The following is a 22,768-nucleotide window of genomic DNA, read 5'->3' as shown; positions in this document are numbered from 1 at the left end:
CAGGATTTCGTTAGACTTTTCGCAGCACTCCGGTATAATTACATAATGTGTTTTTCACGTCACCCTAGGAGGAAATGATCATGCAGGTGCAGCGGAGAAGATTTACCATTTATCCCAAGCTGCTAATAGCTTTTCTAACTGCCATCTTACCTGTATATATGCTTGGCATTTTCCTGAACCAGCAGGTGGCCAACAGTCTAAGGGAGCATATTTTGCAGTCGATGCAAAGCAATGTCAAATTTTATTTAACCTCATTAACCGATGAGATTCAAAGAATAGACAAATTTAAGCAATCTCTTGTCGTGGATGAGGATTTAATGACACTTGGAGCGGTAGCGCCTGCCTTGTCAGAAAATGAACTTCGGGAAGCGATTTTGCGGCTTGAAAAGAAATTGTCCTTGTTCAAAGATTCCAGCTCCTATATTGCAGATGTCACTTGTTATATTCCTTCCATTGACAAGCGAATCAAGCCCGATAATTATGCGGATGGGGTTCCGGTCGATGAACTGAGTCAGATTCGTTCAAAAATGAAGCACCAAACCTCGCCCTTACTTTGGTGGAACAATAAACTATTGCTGTACTCCTTATATCCCGAGTATTCATTCTCTGATCGACCTCCGGCGTACTTGGTGGAAATTGAAATTGATCAAGATATGATTGTCAAGGATTTAAACAATGTCATAGATCAGGGCCAGGGCGGAGCCTTATTATATTTTCATAACAGCAATCGTTATATCGTAAATCATACCATCGATGGTTTGACCGACGAACTACAAAAGTTAGTATCGCGCGAGGAAGGAAGCAATAACTATAACGAGGTCTTGGAACACAGCGGAAAACGATATCTGGTTTCGATGCAGACGTCTCCGGAATATGAGATGACGCTAGCTATATATACGCCTGAAGCGCTAATCATGAGCGATTTTGATAAGTTTAACGCACTCTTCTGGGTTTTATTTATGTTATCTGTGATCGTCATCATTCTATTTTCATATTGGATTTTCAAGGCTATACGTAATCCGCTGCGTAAAATGGTAGATGCTTTCCATAGGGTTGAACAGGGGGATCTTTCCATCCGAACATCGCATGACAGTCATGACGAATTTCGGGATTTATCTGATCAGTTCAATAACATGGCTCATCAGCTTCAATCCCTGATTCAAGAAGTATATGAGCAGCAAATACGCAGCCAGCAATCCGAGCTCAAACAACTGCAGTCCCAGATCAACCCTCATTTCTTATACAACAGTTTCTTTATCCTACATCAACTTATCGAATTTGAGGATGTGGATAAAGCAAAAGAGTTTGTCAGTTATTTGGGGCATTACTTTCAATTCATTACGAGGGATGCGAATTCGGAACTGCTTTTAGGCCAAGAAGTCAAACATGCGGAAAGCTACATCAACATTCAAACGATGCGATTCGGAGATCGCATACAGGTGATGCTCGATCCGATACCGATAGCATGTGAATCGCTCTATGTGCCTCGTTTAATTTTACAGCCAATCATCGAGAATGCTTACATGCACGGGCTCGAATCCAAGGCTTCACAAGGCATATTGCGTATATCGAATAGCGTGGAGAATCATTCACTTTATATCCGGTTTGAAGATAACGGCATCTCGCTGACGGATGATGGGCTTTCGCAATTGACAGATAAACTCGCTATGACGGCTAAATCCGGCATCGAAACAACTGGAATTGTCAACGTACATCGTCGTTTGCAAATCAAGTTTGGTTCCCTTTCAGGACTTGAGGTGTACCGAAATGATATGGGCGGACTTGGCGTGACGATGAAAATTCCATTAACGAAAGAAGATGAGAGATAAATGTATCGCATATTGATTGTGGATGATGAACCATTGATTCTGAATGGGTTGGTCCAATTATGCAGCCGCATAACGGACATCGAATTGGAGGTGTATGCTGCTTCTACCTCACAGGAGGCTCTGGCCTGGCTGACGCGAACCAAGGTTGATATCGTACTCTCTGATATACGAATGCCAGGCATGAGCGGGCTTGAACTTCATCAAGAAATTACGAAACAATGGCCGAAATGCAAAGTCATTTTTCTAACGGGTTATAGCGACTTTTCCTATATTCAGCAAGCCATTCGCCAAGGGAGCGTTGATTATATTCTGAAAACGGAAGGGAATGCCAAGATATTGGATTCCATCCACCGTGCGGCAGGGGAATTAGAAGAAGAAAGGAATAGGGACTCGCTATACATCCAAGCGCAGGAGCAAAAAATGTTGGCGCTTCCCTACCTGCAGCAGCAATACTTAAGCGACATTTTACAGGGAGATTGTAAAGCAATAGGTTCCATTCACGAGAAATTCGATGATTTGCACATCGAGTTATCCGATGATTCACCTTGTTTGCTCATGATTGCACGAATCGATGACTGGGGAGACATGCATAGTTCAACGGACCGCGCGTTGTTTTATTTTGCACTCGACAATATCACTAGTGAATTACTTATGCCGCTAACCAAGTCGTTATCCATGAAATACGAAAAAAGTAAAATGGTTTGGTTCCTCCAACCCGCTGAAGCTGCACAGGCGACAGAAGGATGGACCAGGACGATTCTATTCGTCAGAGAAATGCTAGAGGAAATACAGCAAACATGCATAAAGTTGTTAAAGTGTCCAATTTCTCTCGCACTGGCAGCGGATGCGGTCGAATGGCCAGCGATAACTCAAAAATTCGATCTGCTCAACATGATGTTACATAGCGGGTTAGGTATCGGCAAAGAGCTTATTTTGCTGGAACAAAGTAAAGGCACTAAAGGTACTTTAGCCGAGATGAGACTATCCTCCGTACATTTGCATAAAATCGAGTATTTAAAGGCTTGTATGGAAAACGGTCATGAAGAGTCCTTTTTTGAAACCTTGGATGAACTGCTGTCTTTTGCATCCCAAGCGGGATCGTTCCCAAGCGGAATCCAATTGGAATTATATTTCTTGTTAGTATCGGTATTTTTGCCTCATAGCTTAAGAGATTCGGTTAGTGATTCTCCGGCAGAGCTGGATTTAGGAAAGTTCACCCAGATGGAATGGTTTGAATCTTGGCACCAGATCTGCGAAGAATTCATTCTTACAGCTAGAAGAATTTTCGAGCAGAAGCAGGCCGGTTTGAATGTGCAAGAGAATGAGCTGATCTGGAAAATTCAGAATTACATCACGACACATATGTCCGGAGATGTATCCTTAACGAAAATCGGCGAGGTCGTGGGACATAATCCTTCATACTTATCAAGACTCTATAAGAAACTGACGGGGCAGGGATTATCGGCATTTATCAATGACGTAAGACTGGAAAAATCGAAATCAATGCTGGAGGAGGATGACCTTAAGGTTCACGAAATCGCTGCCGAACTCGGTTTTTTGTCATCGCAATATTTTCATCGATTTTTCAAAAAAGCGACGAATCTCACGCCGCAAGAATATAGGGAACTCAAAAAAGAGCAAAACGAGTAAATAAAAGACACAAATGTAATGAATGGAAACTAGTTGACGTCTTGTACAGATTCTATAATAAAGTTACACCTACGATTAACAGCTGAGTCGGAGGACAATCTATGAAAAGAACTAAATCTATCTTTTTCATGTTTGTATGTCTAATATTCATCTTTGTATACCTGTTATCCGGTTGCAGTGAAGATAGCCCAAAGAACGCCATACCTTCATACGAAACCATGCAAAAAGCAACAGTCAATCCGTTAAGGGAGTACGATCCTCCGATTGATGTGACGGCAGCGAAATTCATTACGCAGGACGTCGTCTATCCGGAAGGTCAATCGGAACAGAATAATGCTTGGATATCCCTGTACAAGGAGATGGGGATCAACCTGAAATATGATTGGGTCGTAAAGGGAACCGATGCACAGTATTTTCAGAAGCTGAATCTTTCCATCGCATCGGGTGAGATTCCTGACATTATGATGGTTAACTCATCCCAATTGAAACTACTGGTTGAAGCCGATATGCTGGAAGATCTCACGAATGTGTACGATCGATATGCTATACCAGCCGTGAAGAACATCTTCGAACAAGATCCTATGGCGCTTCAATCGGCTACTTTTGATGGCAAACTATTCGCGCTGCCCAAAACAGAACCGATGATCGGCGCACAAACGCCAGTCATGTGGGTACGAACGGATTGGTTGAAAACGCTTAACCTCCCTGTGCCCGCTACATGGGATGATGTATTGAACACTTCGAAAGCGTTTACGATTCAAGATCCGGATCGTAACGGCAAGCAGGATACGTTCGGTGTCGCACTCAGCAAAGAAATTATTAATGGATATCCTTCAGCGAACGGCTTTTTCAACGCCTATGGAGCTTATCCAAGAATATGGAAAAAAGACGATGCGGGGAACCTCGTATACGGAAGCATTCAGCCTGAGATGAAAGAGGCGCTTGCACAATTAAAGAAAATGTATAAATCCGGTGAATTGGATCAAGAATTCGGCATTAAAGATGGATCTAATGTAGCGGAATCCATTATAAATGATCGCGTCGGATTACTCTTTGGCCCAAGTTGGGCTTCCCAATGGCCGCTTCAGGATAACAAAAAGAAAAACAATAAAGCCGAATGGAGACCTTATCCGATTCCATCTGTTAACGGCGGTGAAGCTACCGTGCAAATGCCGCTCGGCGCAAACTTCTATTTCGTCGTCAAAAAAGGCTTTAAACATCCTGAGGCAGCGGTCAAAATGGCGAACCTGTTCGTAGAGAAGCTGTATGGTCCTTCTGCTGAATATTTGAAATACGGCGTCGATAGCAAAGGAATAACGGTTGCTAAATTTGCACTTATTGATATGGCCGCGCCAGACAAGGATTTGAAGCGGGCACAAAATGTTGCAGACGCCTTGAAAAATACAAATCCAACGGGATTAAATCCAGAAGAAAAGTCTACTTTCGATAAAATCATAGCCTTTGGGCAAGGGGATTTGAACTTCTACGGCGAGATGTATCAGAATGGTCCCGAGGGAGCGATGATGGTACTTCAGAAACTATGGGATGCGGGAAAAGTTATATCCGATGGTTACGGCGGTGCGCCGACAGATACGATGGGCGAGAAGAAAGCAGCCCTGGATAAAATGGAAACTGAAATTTTTACGAAAATGATTTATGGAGAAATTCCCATCAGTCAATTCGATAAATACGTTGAAGATTGGAACATGCTTGGCGGAGAGCAAATCACACAAGAAGTGAATAAGTGGAACGCTTCGCAAAAGAAATAACGTCTAACAAAAGCAAGTTTACCTTCGATAAAAACGTATATCGTTTTTATAAATAGTTTTAAAAAAAGAGGAGCGTGTGATAATGAAACCAAATCAAAAAAAACACCTGGCGATCTTCTTAGCATCAGTCCTGGCTGCTGGTACGATACTGCCTAATGCTGCGATCGTACATGCCGGCGGCGATACCTTGCCACCCCGTCAGGGTGAACAAGGGTACAAGGGTGCCAATCAACCGACTTATCATGGATACCGAAAACAGAATATCCTGGATTGGACTCCTGAAACAGATGAGTACTATGAATTTATGAGAGCGGAAGTGCCGCTTCAGAAACGTAATGAGTCATTTAAACCAACACAGGCGAATCCAAAGTTGGACCAAGAAGTGAAAAGCTTAATGTTGACAGGGGACTATGGTAATGAATTTTTCAACCCAACGAACTATAATGATCAATTCGCACAATATTTATTTAACTTTTGGCAATATGTAGATTATACTGCATCCTGGCATGGCGTAGTTACAAACCCAACTCCGGACTCCTTATTTGATCCTGAAGCAGACTGGTGGCAGCGCGAATATGAGTTTGGTGTGCTCAATATTCCAAATCCGGCGTATACCAATGCCGCTCACAAAAACGGTGTTCAATCTTTAGGATGTATTTTCTTCCCAAGATCGGAACATACGGATGACTATATTTATAAAGACGAGAATGGCAGATTCCCTATGGCCGATAAACTCGTTGAAATCGCTAAGTATTACGGCTTTGACGGATACTTTGTGAATGCGGAAGAAGAACTTCCTGCCGACTTTATGCCGGTTTATGAAGAGTTTATCCGTGCGATGACATCACAAGGCATTTATGTCCAGGTATATGCTTCCAACCTCTATGGACAAGAGAATCAAAGTAAATGGGGGGAAATTGACTACTACAACAAAACTGCGAAAGAGTTCAGCAACTGGATCAAAAAGCCAACCGATCAGACGATTGCTGCGAACTCATTGTATATGAATCCAGACCCAAGTAAATCCCAGGCAGATGGATCTGTAGCAACCATGAACTCACTGGGCCTCGATCCAAGAAATACGGTATTTAATACGCTTGAAGCAGGCCAAACCGGATTTAGTGGAACCCGCGGGTCTTTATTCAACACTTACGATGAAAATCTCGTGCCGAGAACAGGTATAGCTTCTCTGGGCAGCTCTATGGTCTTTGAAGCACTGGACGAACAGCTGTTTGGCCATTCTGGACCTAACAAGTACACAGAGAACAGACGTGGAAACCCTGAATACTACAAATATGTTGCGGCAAGAGAAAGAGCATGGTGGTCAGGTACTGCAGATTCACCTACGTATACTGAAGGTAAAGGTACGCTGAATTCAGCCGGGTTGACACATGATCAATTGCTGGAAGGCGTTTTAAATGCGAATCCAGACCCTGTAAAAACAGCTAGTGATCCTAATCGTGGAAAAGCAAACGAGGGTCAAAAATATAAGACATGGCCAGGTATGTCGGCATACATCTCGGAAAGATCCGTTATTGACGGTTCCAACTTCTATACCAACTTTAATACCGGTCATGGCATGCAGTATTTTGTAGACGGTAAAGTTTCGAATGATCACGAATGGGCTAATATCAATAATCAGGATATTCTCCCAACATGGCAATGGCGGATCGATACAGAAGGTACAAGGTTGAATGTAGATTTCGACTATGGACAGAAGTATAGCGCAGCACATGATTATACTCAGGTTGGCGGGTATAATGGCGGCAGCTCTTTGGCGTTCTTTGGTGATTTGGATGCCACCAACTTTGTACAACTCTACAAAACCAAGCTGGACATTAAAAATACGTCAAAATTAAGCATTACCTACAATAAACCATCTGCAACCGATGCAAGCAGCGTTAAAGTTGGTTTGATTTTTGAAGATGCTCCATCCAAAGTCGAGTACGTTGACATTCCAAGCGGAGCCAACAAAACGACAAAAGGTTGGGAACAAAAAAATCTGGATCTTTCCAAATATGCGGGTAGAACATTAGCAGCTTTCGGTCTATCTTTCAATCCAGAGCAAGGAACGATTAAAGATTACCAGTTTAACGTTGGTGAAATTAAAATTACGGACGGTAAAGTCGCTAAACCTGCTACTCCAACGGGACTCAAAATTGATAAATCCTTTGATTCTTCTGAAATGTATATTTCTTGGGATTTAGCAGATTACAGCAAAGTACAACAGTACAATGTATATGCAGAATATGAAAATGGCAAAGAAGTATTCTTAGGTGGAACATATGATGATAAGTTCTATATTAAGTCTTTGTATGATCCAAAAGGTACAGTGAAAATCAAAGTTACAGCTGTTGGTGCGGATGGAAGCGAAAGCAAAGCAGCCGTTGTCCAAAAAGATTTTTCAAATACGGTTAAAAATATCAAGACAACAGGAAATGTTGGATCCATTGATGTAACATGGGATAATCCGGCAGTTAATTACTCAAAAGTAAAAGTAGACGTAGCATTGAATTACTCTCATAAAGACAAGTATTCGACTACGTTTGCAAAAGGAACAAATAAAGCGACTATTGAAGTTCCTTATACAGACGGAAGCGCATATACCGTTAGAATTTCATTGCTGGACGCTAAGGGCAACGTAATTAGTTATGCAGATCATACAGGCGCATTAAAAGATAATTATTCCGATGTTTATGAAGGCACTGCAACCTTGAATGGATCTAAAGTTAAACTGTCTGGACCAACATCCAATGACTGGTGGCATTTATATGCATGGCAGGACGGTCAACAGATTACATTCAAAGATGGAAGAACCTATGCCATCAGAGGTGTTGACGATCTAACATCACTTCCAGTGAAGGGAAGCTCCGGCGTTATTAAAGTCGTTCTAGAAGACTTCAGTGGCAATATGTCTGAGCCAGTAGAAGTTCCATTCGGAACAACGAACACAAGTGTAGAAAAATAGGAATCGTTTGTCTCAAAATAATAAAAACTCGCAACCATTTATGCTTCTATAAACTGGTTAGCGAGTTTTTATGTTTTTATTTGTATATACCGGCGTTAAAGATGGTTCTAAAGTAACGGAATCCATAATAAATGAATAGGGTTGGACAAAAAGAAAAATAGAAATAAAGAGGAGCGTGTGATATTGAAACCAAAACAAAAGAAACACCTAGCGATCTTCTTAGCATCCATCCTATCTGCTGGTGCGATACTGCCTAATGCTGCGATCGTACATGCCGGCGGCGATACCTTGCCACCCCGTCAGGGAGAACAAGGCTATAAGGGTGCAAATCAACCGGCTTATCATGGATACCGAAAACAAAATATCCTGGATTGGACTCCTGAATCAGATGAGTACTATGAATTTATGAGAGCGGAAGTACCGCTTCAGAAACGTAACGAACCATTTAAACCAACACAGGCCAATCCTATGTTGGACCAGGAAGTTCAAAACCTGGCCTTAACAGGTGATTATGGCAACGATTTTTTCAACCCAACGCTATATAATGATCAATTCTCAAAATATTTATTTAACTTTTGGCAATATGTAGATCTCATGGCATCCTGGCATGGCGTAGTTACAAACCCAACACCTGACTCCTTATTTGATCCTCAAGCAGACTGGTGGCAGCGTGAATATGAGTTTGGTGTGCTCAATATTCCAAACCCTGCGTATACCAATGCCGCTCACAAAAACGGTGTTCAAGCTTTAGGTTGTATTTTCTTCCCAAGAACAGAACATACAGATGATTATGTTTATAAAGACGAGAATGGAAGATTCCCTATGGCGGATAAGCTCGTTGAAATCGCTAAGTATTACGGCTTTGACGGGTACTTTATAAATGCGGAAGAAGCTCTGACTCCAAGCTATATGCCGGTTTATGAAGATTTTATCCGTGCCATGACTTCACAAGGTATTTATGTGCAGGTCTATGCTTCCAACCGGTATGGACAGAAAAATCAAAGCACTTGGGGTAGTATTGACTACTATAATAAAGATGCATCCGTGTTTAGCAACTGGATTAAGGATCCTACAGATGAAACGATCGCTGCGAACTCACTTTATATGAATCCAGACCCAAGTAAAGCCATGGTAGATGGATCTGTTGCAGCCATGAAATCATTAGGCCTCGATCCAAGAAATACGGTATTTAATACGCTTGAAGCAGGTCAAACCGGATTTAGTGGAACCCGCGGAGCATTATACAACACTTACGATGAAAATCTGGTACCTAGAACAGGTATAGCATCTCTAGGCAGTTCCACGGTCTTTGATCATCTGGACGAACAGCTATTTGGACATTCGGGACCTAATAAGTACACTGAAAACAGACGTGGAAACCCTGAATACTACAAATATATTGCGGCAAGAGAAAGAGCATGGTATTCAGGCGCTGCAGATGCTCCTACTTATGACAAAGGAAAAGGGACTTTAGCTTCAGCCGGTATGACTCATGATCAATTGCTGGAAGGCGTTTTAAATGCGAATCCAGATCCTGTTAAAACAGCTAATGATCCTAATCGTGGAAAACCAAACGCGGGTAAGCAATATAAGACATGGCCAGGTATGGCGGCATACATCTCGGAAAGATCCGTCATTGACGGTTCAAACTTTTATACCCACTTTAATACCGGTCATGGCATGCAGTATTTTGTAGACGGTAAAGTTTCGAATGATCACGAATGGTCTAATATCAATAATCAGGATATCCTCCCAACATGGCAATGGCGGATCGATACAGAAGGTACTCGGTTGAAGGTAGATTTCGACTACGGACAGAAATATAGCGCAGGATATAATTATACTCAGGTTGGCGGGTATAATGGCGGCAGCTCTTTGGTGATCTTCGGTGATTTGGATGCCACGAATTTTGTGGATCTCTACAAAACCAAGCTGGACATTAATGATACTTCAAAGCTAAGTATTACTTACAATAAACCATCGGCAACTGATGCAAGCAGCGTTAAAGTTGGTTTGATTTTTGAAGATGATCCATCCCAAGTGGTGTATATTGAAATTCCAAGCAGTGCGAACAAAACAACAAAAGGATGGGTTCAGAAAAATCTCGACTTGTCCCCATATGCGGGTAGAACATTAGCAGCTTTCGGTCTATCTTTCACACCGGAGAATGGAACGATTAAAGATTACCAGTTTAATGTTGGTGAAATTAAAATTACGGACGGTTCAGTTGCTAAACCCGATGCTCCAACGGGATTCAAAATTGATAAAGCTTTTGATTCTTCTGAAATGTATATTTCATGGGATTTAGCTGATTACAGCCAAGTTCAACAATACAATATTTATGCGGAATATGAAGATGGGCAAGACATATTCTTAGGCGGAACATATGATGACAGATTTTATATTAAGTCTTTGTATGATCCACAAGGTACAGTGAAAATCAAAGTTAAAGCCGTTGGTGCGGATGGAAGAGAAGGCAAAGCAGCCGTTGTCAGCAAGGATTTTTCGAATACGGTTAAAAATATTAACACAACGGAAAATGCTGGATCCATTGATGTGACTTGGGAAAATCCGGCGGTTAATTACGAAAATGTAAAAGTTGACGTAACATTGAACTACTCTCATCAAGATCAGTTTTCAACTACACTCGCAAAAGGAACAAATGAAGCGAACGTCGAAGTTCCTTATACAGACGGAAGCGCATATACCGTTAGAATTTCATTATTAGATGCTAATGGTAACGTAATTAGTTATGCAGATCATACGGGCGTATTAATAGATAATTATTCAGATGTTTATGAAGGTACTGCAACACTGAAGGGAACAAAAGTTAAACTATCTGGGCCAAAATCCAATGACTGGTGGCACTTATATGCATGGCAAGACGGCAAACAGATTACATTTAGTGGAAGAACCTATGCCATTCGGGGAATTGACGATTTAGGATCACTTCCAGTTAAGGGAAGCTCCGGCGTTATTAAAGTCGTTCTAGAAGACTTTAGTGGCAATATGTCTGAGCCAGTAGAAGTTCCATTTGGTATAACGCACATGTCTGAGCCAGTAGAAGATTCATTTGGTACAACGGACACAAGTGTAGAAGAATTAGAAGAATAGCAATCGTTTGTTTCAAAATAATAAAAACTCGCTACCATTTATGCTACTATAAACTGGATAGCGAGTTTTTATTTGTATATTTAACGATCATAAAACCAAAATTTTAAGAGGCAGGTGCGAAATGAAAAATCAAAAATTGCCTTCAAAAAATCATGATCTCGTGTTTAATGAACCGATTCGTCGTTGGGATGAGGCGCTTCCTCTAGGGAACGGATTGACCGGCTGTTTGGTATGGGGCAATGGTGATCCGTTAGTTTTAAGCCTTGATCGTGGAGATTTATGGGATACAAGACTGGTACCTGAAGTGCAGGGTAGCGGCTTTACCTATCGTAATCTCATTGAGCTTGTGCGAAATGAAGATCAGCAGCAAATCAGAAGCAGATTTAACAACTTTTTCATGACGTATCCGAACCCTACGAAGCTGCCAGCTGGCAGGATTGAATTTCAAGGTGAAAATGCGGCAGAGACGATTGTCTACAGACTTCATCTTCGGGAAGCAAAAGCAGAGGTGAATTGGATCGCAGGTGGCGCAGATTATCAGCTCGAAAGCTTTTTGCATGCCGAGAACGGACTCGGTTACATTCGACTTCAGGGAGAGCATATAGATGCAATAAATTTGAAGCTAACGCCTCCGGCTTATACGGACTCTTCCATAGAGGAAGCAAGCAAATCTAGCTCATTGGATCTTTCACTCGCTTCACTCGGGTATCCAAAGGCCGAGTTCGGCAGTGAAGGCGATAGTAGCTGGTTCTACCAGAGAACGAATCACGAATTAGAGTATGCGATTGTTGTTGCGAAGCGAAGCGTATCCGAGCGGACGATCGAATGGGTGTATACCGTAGCAGCCAACCTCGACGGGGAAGATTGGTTTGATCAAGCGAAGTCCAAGGTGAAGGCAGCTGCGCAGATAGGGTTTGATGAAGCTTTGCTGGCTCATACGGCATGGTGGGAAAAGTTTTGGCTTCAAAGTACATTGACATTGTCCGAATTCGAGATCGAGAAACAGTGGTACCTTACGAATTATCTGTTTGGATCCTGTTCACGCAAAGGTGCGCCACCGATGCCGCTTCAAGGCGTATGGACGGCTGATGAGGGTCAACTGCCGCCGTGGAAAGGTGATTATCACCATGATTTAAATACGGAGCTGAGTTATTGGCATTATTTGAAGGCGAATCATCTGCAGGAAGGCGAAAGCTTCCTCGATTTCCTCTGGAATTTGCGCCCTGCAGCTCGCGAATTCGCGCAAAACTATTTTGAATCTTCAGGCATTAATCTGCCGTCCGTCATGACCATCAATGGCAAACCGTTAGGCGGATGGCCGATGTACTCACTCAGCCCGACGAATCAAATTTGGCTGTGCCAAGCGTTTGATCAGTACTGGCTGTACACCGGAGACCGGGAGTTCCTTGAAACAAAGGCTTATATCTATATGAAAGAAACGGCTCTTTGCCTGCTGGACTTGCTGCTGCCAGGGGAAGACGGTATACTGCGGCTGCCAGTATCGAGTTCTCCGGAAATTCATGATGACAGCCTGCAGTCATGGCTGACTCCGAACAGCAATTTCGATTTGTCACTTCTCAGGTACTTGTTTGGCAGATTAACAGAACTGGCCGAACTGTTGAAGGAAAAAGCGGATCATGAGAAGTGGACAGCTGTGCTGAAGCAGCTTCCTGAGCTTGCAGTCAATGATACGGGGCTCATGTTAAGCCCTGATGAGTCGCTAAAGGTGAGCCACCGGCATCTCTCCCATGCAATGGCCATTTATCCTTTACGAATGATTGATTATCGTGGGTCAGAACGTGATAAAGAAATCATCGATCACACGATCAGCCATTTGGAGATATTGGGAAAAGGATTATGGGTCGGATATACGTTTGCATGGATGGCCGCTTTATATACTAGACAAGGAAACGGAGAAGCTGCGCGCTATCATCTGCAGCAGTTTTGGAACTATATGTGTTCTCCGAACGGTTTTCATCTTAATGGAGACTACCGGAATACGGGGGTCACCGTCATGCATTATCGTCCATTTACACTTGAAGGCAACATGGCTGCGGTGGATGCACTTCAAGAAATGCTGCTTCAGACCGATCACGGAATGATTCGGCCTTTTCCTGCTGTGCCTAAGGAATGGCTTCAGAACGGTGCTGAATTTCATCAATTTCGGGGTGAAATGGGCGTTCTCGTCTCTGCCAAAGCGATTTCAGGCGAGCTTCAGTATGTTGAACTTCTTGCCGAGCGCGAAGGGATGTTCCAATTGGAAAATCGGTTTCCTTCCGAGCTGCTGCAGCTGGAGAAACCGGAGTCCGTTGTTCAGACAAGTTGTCCTAAGGGATGCGTCGTTTCGATTCACTTGAAAAAAGGGGAGCGATGCCGGATCACATCGATCTGATCAATGCGGCGAAGATGATGTGCCTGCTTTTCAGCGAGCCGTCTTCGCGGGCTAGTATATTTGATAGAAGGGTGGATGATGATGTATAAAATGTTAGTTGTCGATGATGACCGTTCCGAAAGGGAAGGGGTCAAATTCTTGACGAAGCAGTTTAACTGGGAGCTTGAAATCGCTGAAGCGGATTGTGGGGAAACGGCGCTTGCATATATCCGCGACAATTGCGATATCGATATATTGCTTACGGATATACGCATGAGAGAACTCGACGGGCTGCAGCTGGCGCAGCAGGTCAAGCAGCTATCACCGCATACCAAAATCATTTTTATGAGCGCCTATGGCGAATTCGAGTATGCCCAGAAGGCGATCGATTTGAAAGCAATTCATTATATACTGAAGCCCGTGGAAATCGGCGAGTTTATGCGCGTTGTATCGAACGTGATTCAGATGTGCGACGAAGATCGGCAAGAAAAAATGAAGAATGAAAGAATCCAGGAGGTCTATTGGAAAGGAATCCGCTACGAGAAACAAAAATTTTTATATGATCTCATTCAAGGCAGGGGAGTGATCGTGGAAGAAGATAGCGAGACTTCAGGTACGGTCATTCACTTCAGCGGGTATCGTTATATGCGGATGTTGATGATCCATGCCGGGAGCCGTTTTTTTGATTTGATCGATTTGGATGCAGAAGCTCTACTTACGGAGATGACCGGCGGGAAAGCCGATTTCGTGAACTTGAATGAAGTGCAAAGTGTGTTATTGTACGAAGGCAAACCGGAAGAAACCGAAGACGTTATGAAACAAATGGGAACGCTGCTGGTTGAATTGTTCAAGGAAAAATATAGCGTAGACGTCACCCTTATCATCAGTGGACTTATCGAAAATCTTGGACAAATAACCAGTGAATATAATCTGATGGAAACGATGCTCGCGAGTAAGTTTTTTATGGAACAAGGGGCGGTATTGTACACGGGGGAAGTCATTACGGGAGACCGGGATGTTTCATTATACACTCATCATGTTCTGATGGATATGATGGCGTGGTTGAAAGAAATCGAGGTGGATAGCAGTAAAATCGCTCTTTTGATCGAGATGCTTCAAGAGGGGAAAACCGTCTCAGAAAATTACGTGAAATTTGTATGTACCGAACTATTGAAGTCGATACTCGGTCGTCCGACGCAGCAAAATGTAAACGGATACATGATGAGCCTGGAAAGAATAAATCATGCTTCTTCGCTTATTGAACTGTTGAAGGTGATGCAGTCGATCACCGAAGATTTGGTATTGAACGTTGAAAGGCCCCAGGAATTGCTTCGCAGAGTGATTGAAGATGTGGTACGAATCATCGACCGGGAGTACAGCAGTGAACTTACATTGGAGAGCATCGCCAGACAAGTGTATTTAAGTCCAGGTTATTTGAGTCGGTTGTTCAAGAAGTATAAGGGCAAAAGCATCATCAAACATATCACGTCGATCCGGCTGGAAAGGGCAGGCGAGCTTCTGCTGACGACGAACAAGAAAATCACGGATATTGGCAAAGAGGTCGGATATCCCAACTTTGCTTATTTCTCATCCCTTTTCAAAAACTGCTACGGGAAAACACCATCTCAGTATAGAGAAGAATATGGCCTATGATGAAAAAGATAAACAGAATTTTCGCACGGTTCAGATTTAAGCAAAAGCTGTTTATGTCGTATCTGATCGTCACGATTATTCCAATGATGGTTCTAGGTGTTTATTCATACAATCAATCGAGGCAACTGCTTAATTATCAAGCGGAGCAGGGCATCGAGAGAAACATTAGTACAGCAGTGAACAGCATCACTTATAAAATGGATTTGTACAATAATTTGATGTATTTGATTGTCGCCAATCGTATGATTCAAAATTTGGTGTCTACGCCTACCGGAGAAGCGGCCGATTTATCAGTCTTAGCTAATCAATTGAAAGATTATTTAGATCCATATTTCAGTATGATGCTTACAAGCTATCATGGAATTGACAAGCTGACCATCTATTCCGAGAGTATGGTTCCAGAGTATGGTGATTATTTGCGCTCGGCCGAAGGGGTATCCGATCAAAGCTGGTATAAGAACGCAATAAACAAATTTGGTATCCGCTGGTACTATGATGAGTCCCAGCATGCGGCTTTTGCAGTTAGCAAATTTCCGGAAACATTCATAACCGGCCACAATGTATTATACATTCACGTGAATTCAGAAAGTTTATTTATGGATTCCGTGAAGCTGCTAAGTGATTACGGCCTCATCATTTCAGATTCGAACGGTATTCCGCTATTCACAAATGTACACACGTTCAGTGAGGTTCCTTCTACCATACAACTGAATCAAGAGGATGGTATTTCCAAAATCAACGGGATCAATATGATGGTGATTAATAAGCAAATTCCGAATACGAACTGGACGGTACATTGTTTTGTACCCATGAATCAAGTATCAGGAAACGCTGCCCCAATACTGTATGCTACCTTCATCGTTATCGGAATTTGCATCGGTATTATGCTGATCATCATTTCTTTGTTCGCTAATGGGATGCTGCGGCGCATAAATCAGTTGAATCATTGGATGAAACGCGTGGAAAATGGCGGGCTTGAATTGAAAATTCATCATTCGTCCAAGGACGAAATCGGTGAGCTCATCGATCGCTTTGCCAATATGCTTTCTCGCATTAAAGAGCTAATTCAAGAGGTGCGCCGGAAGGAACTGCACAGGCTGCAAGCACAGATGAATCCGCATTTTTTGTATAATACGCTCTCGTCCGTCAATTGGAAAGCGCTGCAAACGGGCTCTTATGAAATTAGCCGAATTGTAACATCGCTGTCCAAATACTATCGAACGGCTCTCAACAAAGGAGACCATTTTATTACAATTCGTAACGAATTGGAAAACGTGAAATCGTATTTGGATATTATGCTCATTACTAATGATTATGGCTTCGATGTGATCTACGAAATCGACGATAATGTCTACCGATTTTACACGATCAATATGATCCTCCAGCCGCTGGTGGAAAATGCGATCAAACATGGCGTACACCGGAAGTCTGAAGGGAGAGGGACAATCACAATCTCGGCGAGTCTCGTTAAAAGTACCGTACAGTTTTCCATTCGAGATAACGGAGCGGGTATGGAAGAGGACCAAGTGCGAAAACTGATGACATTTCGTTCTGTTGGATATGGTCTGAGAAATGTGCAAGAAAGGATCGAGCTATTTTTTGGGACAGGCTACGGTTTAACCGTTCAAAGTCGTAATAGGGAAGGAACAACAATGATGATCACCATTCCGCAATCCGAAATGTCGCAGGCTTCCGTCTGATTGGTCAAAAAAACGAAAAGGAAATCAAATAACTGATAATGATGCCGTGCGAACCCCGATGTTATACTTTCGTTAAGAAATGAATGCGCATTCATAGAACACAGGAAGGAGACTGAGGGATGAGCAAAACGACAGTGTTGGCCGGGCAGCCTGAATGGAACGGTCAAATGAAAACCAGAGACGCCAGATCCAAACGTTATGCGTTCAAGAAATACCGGGTATTGTTAATCATGATGATACCTGCCCTATTGTACGTCCTCATTTTCAATTATGTACCGATTTACGGGTTGTTGATTGCATTTGAGGATTTTCAAGTTACGAAAGGCTTCTTCGGCAGTCCATGGGTTGGCTTTGCCAATTTTCAAAAAGCATTTAGTGATCCTTATTTTTATCAGGTGCTTAAAAATACGGTTCTTATCAGCGTGTACCGCATGCTGTGGGGATTCCCCATTCCGATCTTGTTCGCACTGCTGCTAAGCGAAGTTAAAAACGTACGATTCAAGAAGGCTGTCCAGACCGCTTCATACTTGCCACACTTTATTTCATGGATTATCTTAGGTGGCATTTTCATGAGTATCTTTTCTCTTGAAGGTCCAATCAATGCCATACTCGGAATTTTCGGAATCGATCCCATTCTCTTTATGGCTGATACCAAATACTTCCGTTCGATTCTAGTTATATCGTCGATTCTGGCAAGTTTCGGTTGGAGCTCGATCATTTATTTCGCCGCAATCACGGGCGTCGATCCACATTTGCATGAGGCTGCTGTCGTTGACGGCGCCGGTCGGTTCAAGCGAATGATCTATATTACGATTCCACTGCTCATGCCGGTAATCAGCATTATGCTCGTCTTGTCTATGTCAGGTATTCTCGATGCCGGCTTCGACCAAATTTTCAACATGTACAATCCGCAAGTGTATGATGTTGCCGATATTATCGATACGTATGTGTACAGAAAAGGCTTGATTGATATGGACTACGGTTATGCGACGGCGGTCGGCTTGTTCAAATCGGGTATAGGTCTCATCTTGATGTTAACCGCCAATGGCTTGGCCAAAAAGATGGGAGGCGGTGATTATACACTATGGTAAGAAGTGGAAGTAAAATCGCTGACATCTTACTGTATGCATTCATGACAGCTGTTTTGGTCATCACGTTGTATCCGTTTTGGACGCAAGTGGTTATCTCGCTGGATGGTGGAGATGCCGCGTACAGTTCATTTAAACTCTTTCCCAGTAAGATCTCCTTTGACAGTTACAAACTTGCATTTGATTTTGATGCATTATGGGTCGGCTATAAAAATACGATCATTCGGACTTGTCTTGGCGTGGTGATCAGTATTCTTGCAACCGCTATCACGGCTTATCCATTGTCGAAAAAAGATTTACCTCTCAATAAGTGGATCACGCGATTTATGTTGATTCAATTTATTATCGGAGGCGGACTCATTCCAAACTATCTGTTAATTAAGTACCTCGGGCTGTATAACACCATATGGGCGCTTGTTATTCCCGGGATGCTCAGCACGTTCAATGTACTGATTATGCGCAACTTTTTTCGCTCGCTCCCGGAAAGCTTGGAAGAGTCAGCGATGGTGGACGGCGCTGGATTTGTGAGAATTTTTATTAGAATCATTCTTCCGCTATCCATGCCTATTATTGCTACGGAAGCGTTGTGGGTAGGAGTTGGGCATTGGAATGCCTGGTTTGACGCATTGATTTATACGAACGATACGAATAAAGAGATGCTGCAGTTGGTACTTCGAAGAATTATTATCCAGAACAACCCCACTCAATTCAGTGATATTTTAACGAAACTGCAAGATAAAAATCCTTATTCGGGAATGCAGCTGCAGGCCACCGTCATCATGTTATCAATCCTCCCGATGCTTGTTGTCTACCCTTTTATGCAGAAATACTTTGTTAAGGGCATTATGGTGGGCGCTATTAAAGGTTGATCGATCCTGTGAACCTTGTAATAGAAATTAAAATGTGAAAAGGGAGAGGGTTTTTGAATGAACAAAAAGAATTATAGTTTATCCTTAATCATGTGTTTTGTTTTGCTTATTACGATGATAAGCGGGTGTGGCACAAGTTCGGATTCGGATAAAACAGCCCAGTCGAATGATGGTCAAAAGGCTAGTAGTGATGGGAGTGGTGATAAAGCAGCAGAGAAGATGAAGCTGAAATTCTGGACTTATTATCCAGAACAAACCAAAATAGACGGTTATTTTATGAATTTTCTTAAAAATAAATTTGATTTTGATGCTGAGTTCTACGTGGCTTCAGGCGATACGCAAAAAGAAAAGCTGAACCTGGCTATCGCTTCCGGCGACATCCCTGACTGGTGGAAGAGCCTTAGCTTTCAGGAATACGACAAACTGATTAAACAAGACGTCGTTGCTGAGATCAAAATGGAGGATCTGGAAAAGTATGCGCCCAAGTACTTGGCGTTCCTGCATAAAGTATTGGGAGATGATCCGTTCAAATATTTGCGCAGAGACGGTAAAATTTACGGATTGCCAGGGATATGGGATTTAGCTCCTCATGGCAGTGTTGTAGGCTTCCGCGAAGATTGGCTTCAAAAGGTCGGGATCACCAAAACACCGGAGACGCTGGATGAAATGGAGGAAGCATTGAAGAAATTCAGAAATGACGATCCGGACGGAAACGGCAAGAAGGATACGTACGGAATTACGGGAACAGCCGGCAGTATCGGGGACTTGTTCAGCTTCGTATTCGGGGCTTACGGCGTCTATCCGGGAGCTTTTACGGAAGATAACGGCAAGATCGTACGCGGCGAGATTTTGCCTGAGGCGAAAGATGCTCTAACGGTATTAAACCGTTGGTATCAAGAAGGATTGATTGACCCGGAATTTATCGTGAATAAAGGAAATAACGTACAAGACAAAATGGTTCAGGAAAAATCCGGGGCTGTCGCAACGTATTGGTTCGGGCTCGCTCAGGACGGCGTATTCTGCTGCAATGATATTTATACGGCACTGCACAAGAAGAATCCGAATGCAAACTTTGCCATGATTCCGGGACCGAAAGGACCGAATGGAGATTATGGCATGCAGCAGGGAAATGCGTTGTTTGGCGTCGATATCATGTTTGGCAAACAATTGGAAAAAGACCATGATAAAATGATCAAATACCTTCAGGTGTTCGAATTCACTTCCTTTGATGTTGAATCCAAAATCGCTTTGGCCTATGGCGAAGAAGGGAAAACATACAAGAAAACAGCGGATGGGGGATTCGAATACATTAAACCGTACGACGATCAAAAAGAACGGTGGAAATACGGATTTGGAGGCGCTTATTCTGTTCCGGGAGGATGGAATGACGATTACAATGAGGAATTGGCATCTTTTGATACGAAGGATAAATCCATGCTTCCACTGCGGAGCAAGCTGATGGAACTCGGCACGGGCAAATTTGATCTCCTTGGGCCGATCGACAGACCTATATACAATGATTATAAGGAAAGACTGGATAAACTGACGCTGCAAACGTTCCTTGATATGATTACAGGCAAAAAACCGATCAGCGAGTTTGACAACTACGTGGCAGAGTGGAACAAAATGGGTGGAGACAAGGTCATGGAAGAAGCGCAGCAAGCTTATGACAAGTTAAAGCAGCAATAACAATGAGTAAGTGACTCTCGGAACTGCAGAGAAAGGATCGGGCGGCCTTCATTCGAAGGCCGCAGAATATACCCGGTCTTTTCTGTTTTGTATTGACTTTATTATTCAGGCTTAGTACACATGGAGAGGAGAAATGTATTGTGAGCATATCTATTCAAGACAGCAAAATTGTCATCCAGAATGATTATATTTATCGGGAAATCGATATTTCCGCAGGTTTGGCGACAACGGCATATCATATTCGTCCTAATGGTGAACAGAGGGGAGATTTCTGGTACCCGGTCTTTTCGTTTGAGTCGAATCTACCTTATGAAGCGGCTGTAAGTATCGGAGGGAAAACATACGAGGCCGGACCGTGGAAGCACCGTTTGAATTGGGATCGGGAAGGGGCTTTTGCAGTTACCAAGGTCGAGCAGGACAGGGGCAGTTTCGGCGATATACTGCGTTTGACATGTATGGGACGTCATGAGGAAATACCGCCTGTTGAACTTGTTATCGAGTATGAAATTGCCGACGAGCTTCCTTTGCTGACGAAAAATGTACGTGTGTACAATGGTTCGTCTTCCCCTATTGTCATTGATAATGTAACCGTTGACATTGTCCGATTGTTCGAAGGAAAAATCGAGTTATCCGTGTTCAGCGATTACTACTGGAACATCCAGAAAGAGGATGATTATTACGTTCCGTTCTCCCGGTTCGAATTTCCAAAACCGATTGGCATGGAGCTTATGCCGGGACAACATTTCGAGACGTTCAAGTGCTACGAAGCGGTTACATCGGGCAATAAAGACGAGGCTTCCATCATCTTGCACCGTCTGTACAAAAAAATTGCACCGTGGATTACAACGCCGCAAATCAAACGGATTGTAGCCTCTTGCAATACATATGAAGAGCTCCTCGAGATTGCCGATAAATCAGCCGAAGACGGCTTCGAATCGGTCGAGTTATTCGTAGGGCAGCTGTTTACCAATACGGGAGATTACATCCCGCGTCCTGATCTTTTCCCTCATGGGGAAGAAGACATGAAGAAGCTGGTCGATTATTATCACAGCAAGCAACTAACGGTTCTTCCGTACTGCTCGACAACGATCGCCTGGCATTCGACCGAGATTTGCAAGACGCATCCGGATTGGCAGTATTTAGGTCCCGACGGCCTCCGCTTTTCACCGGAAGGGCTGGGCAACATGTGCTACCAGTCGCCGTGGGGCGATTTCATCAGGGAGAAACTGCTCCATCTCCTGGATCATATCGGGTTTGACGGTCTTGGACTCGATGGGCCTTATCATGGACTTCCGTGTTTGGCGGCCGATCACAATCATGCCACTCCGCAAAGTGTGGAATTTATGAACTGGATGTGGGAAAAGCGCTTTTTCAAGGAAGTGACGGACCGCAATAAAATGATCACCGCACCGCAAGAAATGCAGGCGATGTTCCTTGGTATGGGGCAACGGCCGGGCGGTTACCGTGAGGAAGATCAAAATGAAATGGGAGGCATGAATCTTGTCACGCAAACGCGGGCGTTTGTATACGATTCGCGTTATAAAGATCCGGCATGTGCGACATGGACGTCTTGTAACCTGGAAATGTATCACGGTCATAGCATCGAGCCGTCAGAAGAAAATCCGGCAACCTACGACCATGCGCTTGGCGGAATGTTCGGATATGGGCACAGCGGTGTTTTATACGGAAGAAACACTTATTTCGGGGAAAATACGAAGCAAATATTCAATAAATGGATTTCATTCTATAAAAAGTACCGAAAGACATTGGCAGGAGAAATGGTGCATTTGGCTCGGCCAAATGGTTATGAACCGGATGCGGTGATGCATGTATCGACGGAAAGCGAAATTCCCGCTGTTCTTGTCGTCTTTAATCCAGTCAACGCAGAGAAAAGCATTACGCTCGAGCTGCCGATAAAATATGCAGGATTTGCTGGCGGCGAAATGGCACATATCGAAAAAATCGGAGTGATACAACTGGATTCACGCGGTCATGGCAACGTCACGTTGACGCTTCAACCCTATGAAATAGCTGTTATGGAAGTTAATAGGTCCTAAATCATTGAAGT

The 22,768-nt window shown here is 43.2% G+C and carries 12 protein-coding genes; all 12 read left to right on the top strand.

The window, feature by feature from the left end; genetic code table 11:
* Window positions 1–80: 80 nt before the first annotated feature.
* On the top strand, window positions 81–1,829 hold the full coding sequence (locus MUG84_RS13060; RefSeq protein WP_244725450.1) for a sensor histidine kinase: 1,749 nt from the start codon (window positions 81–83) through the stop codon (window positions 1,827–1,829).
* Window positions 1,830–3,479, top strand: a complete 1,650-nt coding sequence (locus MUG84_RS13055) for a response regulator transcription factor (RefSeq protein WP_244725448.1) — start codon at window positions 1,830–1,832, stop codon at window positions 3,477–3,479.
* A 101-nt stretch (window positions 3,480–3,580) separates the two neighbouring features.
* Window positions 3,581–5,248 carry an extracellular solute-binding protein gene (locus MUG84_RS13050; RefSeq protein WP_244725447.1) on the top strand — a complete coding sequence of 556 codons (1,668 nt, stop codon included), beginning with the start codon at window positions 3,581–3,583 and terminating at the stop codon, window positions 5,246–5,248.
* Window positions 5,249–5,330: 82 nt separating this feature from the next.
* Window positions 5,331–8,216, top strand: coding sequence for an endo-beta-N-acetylglucosaminidase (locus tag MUG84_RS13045; RefSeq protein ID WP_244725446.1), 2,886 nt, complete (start codon window positions 5,331–5,333; stop codon window positions 8,214–8,216).
* Between the two features lie 183 nt (window positions 8,217–8,399).
* Complete coding sequence (locus MUG84_RS13040; RefSeq protein WP_244725444.1) at window positions 8,400–11,330, top strand: endo-beta-N-acetylglucosaminidase; 2,931 nt, start codon at window positions 8,400–8,402, stop codon at window positions 11,328–11,330.
* A gap of 121 nt (window positions 11,331–11,451) precedes the next feature.
* Window positions 11,452–13,722 (top strand): glycosyl hydrolase family 95 catalytic domain-containing protein, encoded by a 2,271-nt coding sequence (locus MUG84_RS13035; RefSeq protein WP_244725443.1) that lies wholly within the window; start codon window positions 11,452–11,454, stop codon window positions 13,720–13,722.
* Window positions 13,723–13,797: 75 nt separating this feature from the next.
* Window positions 13,798–15,354 (top strand): response regulator, encoded by a 1,557-nt coding sequence (locus MUG84_RS13030; RefSeq protein ID WP_244725442.1) that lies wholly within the window; start codon window positions 13,798–13,800, stop codon window positions 15,352–15,354.
* Window positions 15,351–17,054: a cache domain-containing sensor histidine kinase gene (locus tag MUG84_RS13025; protein ID WP_244725440.1), complete on the top strand. Its 1,704-nt coding sequence runs from the start codon at window positions 15,351–15,353 to the stop codon at window positions 17,052–17,054. The genes MUG84_RS13030 and MUG84_RS13025 overlap by 4 nt, the downstream gene beginning before the upstream one ends.
* Before the next feature lie 119 nt (window positions 17,055–17,173).
* Entirely contained in the window at window positions 17,174–18,145 is a 972-nt protein-coding gene (locus MUG84_RS13020) for an ABC transporter permease (protein ID WP_244725439.1), read from the top strand.
* Window positions 18,139–19,011: a carbohydrate ABC transporter permease gene (locus MUG84_RS13015; RefSeq protein WP_244725438.1), complete on the top strand. Its 873-nt coding sequence runs from the start codon at window positions 18,139–18,141 to the stop codon at window positions 19,009–19,011. The genes MUG84_RS13020 and MUG84_RS13015 overlap by 7 nt, the downstream gene beginning before the upstream one ends.
* Window positions 19,012–19,068: 57 nt before the next feature.
* The gene (locus tag MUG84_RS13010) at window positions 19,069–20,700 is read left to right on the top strand and encodes a type 2 periplasmic-binding domain-containing protein (protein ID WP_244725437.1); all 1,632 of its coding nucleotides are present in this window, start codon (window positions 19,069–19,071) and stop codon (window positions 20,698–20,700) included.
* A 140-nt stretch (window positions 20,701–20,840) separates the two neighbouring features.
* On the top strand, window positions 20,841–22,757 hold the full coding sequence (locus MUG84_RS13005) for an alpha-galactosidase (RefSeq protein WP_244725435.1): 1,917 nt from the start codon (window positions 20,841–20,843) through the stop codon (window positions 22,755–22,757).
* The last annotated feature ends 11 nt before the right edge of the window (window positions 22,758–22,768 follow it).

This window comes from Paenibacillus mangrovi, from assembly GCF_022898935.1.
Lineage (GTDB): Bacteria > Bacillota > Bacilli > Paenibacillales > Paenibacillaceae > Paenibacillus_AQ > Paenibacillus_AQ mangrovi.
This window is presented reverse-complemented; position numbering and strand designations above follow the sequence as displayed.

Excerpts from the sequence above, each read along its gene's own strand:
- MUG84_RS13060 (WP_244725450.1), top strand. The coding sequence starts at position 81 with ATGCAGGTGCAGCGGAGAAGATTTACCATTTATCCCAAGCTGCTAATA.
- MUG84_RS13055 (WP_244725448.1), top strand. The coding sequence starts at position 1,830 with ATGTATCGCATATTGATTGTGGATGATGAACCATTGATTCTGAATGGG.
- MUG84_RS13050 (WP_244725447.1), top strand. The coding sequence starts at position 3,581 with ATGAAAAGAACTAAATCTATCTTTTTCATGTTTGTATGTCTAATATTC.
- MUG84_RS13045 (WP_244725446.1), top strand. The coding sequence starts at position 5,331 with ATGAAACCAAATCAAAAAAAACACCTGGCGATCTTCTTAGCATCAGTC.
- MUG84_RS13035 (WP_244725443.1), top strand. The coding sequence starts at position 11,452 with ATGAAAAATCAAAAATTGCCTTCAAAAAATCATGATCTCGTGTTTAAT.
- MUG84_RS13030 (WP_244725442.1), top strand. The coding sequence starts at position 13,798 with ATGATGATGTATAAAATGTTAGTTGTCGATGATGACCGTTCCGAAAGG.
- MUG84_RS13025 (WP_244725440.1), top strand. The coding sequence starts at position 15,351 with ATGATGAAAAAGATAAACAGAATTTTCGCACGGTTCAGATTTAAGCAA.
- MUG84_RS13020 (WP_244725439.1), top strand. The coding sequence starts at position 17,174 with ATGAGCAAAACGACAGTGTTGGCCGGGCAGCCTGAATGGAACGGTCAA.
- MUG84_RS13015 (WP_244725438.1), top strand. The coding sequence starts at position 18,139 with ATGGTAAGAAGTGGAAGTAAAATCGCTGACATCTTACTGTATGCATTC.
- MUG84_RS13010 (WP_244725437.1), top strand. The coding sequence starts at position 19,069 with ATGAACAAAAAGAATTATAGTTTATCCTTAATCATGTGTTTTGTTTTG.